General features: G+C 67.5%; 1 protein-coding gene. It reads right to left on the bottom strand.

Features of this window, described 5'->3' with window-relative positions; genetic code table 11:
• The coding region (locus FQ755_RS14295; protein ID WP_144155219.1) for a DUF4347 domain-containing protein at positions 1-468 on the bottom strand (468 nt) is incomplete at both ends.

The raw sequence follows: 468 nt of genomic DNA, 5'->3' as shown, positions 1-468 counted from the left end.
GGCGGCGGTGTCGTAGGTTTCCACCGTCACGCCGAGCAGCTCGTTGAACTGCGCCTGGGCAGCGGCCGATTCGTTCAGCGTCGTGTGCACCTGGCCGACCTGGTATTCGAGCGTCCAGTTGCCGCCGAGCGCGGCGGCGCCGGTCGCGTCGATCGAGGCCGCCACGTTCAGGTGCGTGAGGCCGGCGATCTGCTGCACCAGCGCCTGGCCGTCGGCCTGCTGGGCGACGTCGCAGCCGTAGATCAGGAAGTCGCCGCCCGGCTTCATGGCCGCGCCGATCTGCGCGAGTTGCGCGCTGTAGGCCGAGAAATCGGAGGCGGTCAGCCAGGTCGAACCGGCCTGGATCGCGCCGTCCGTGCCGTGCGAGATCAGGCTGATCGATTCGACCTCTTGGTGCGATCGCAGATAACTTGCGATCTGCGCGAAGCCGTCTCTGTCGGCATCTAGCACAACGTACTGCGTGCCGTG

This window comes from Paraburkholderia sp. BCC1885 (assembly GCF_900996235.1).
In the GTDB taxonomy this organism is placed as follows: domain Bacteria; phylum Pseudomonadota; class Gammaproteobacteria; order Burkholderiales; family Burkholderiaceae; genus Paraburkholderia.
This window is presented reverse-complemented; position numbering and strand designations above follow the sequence as displayed.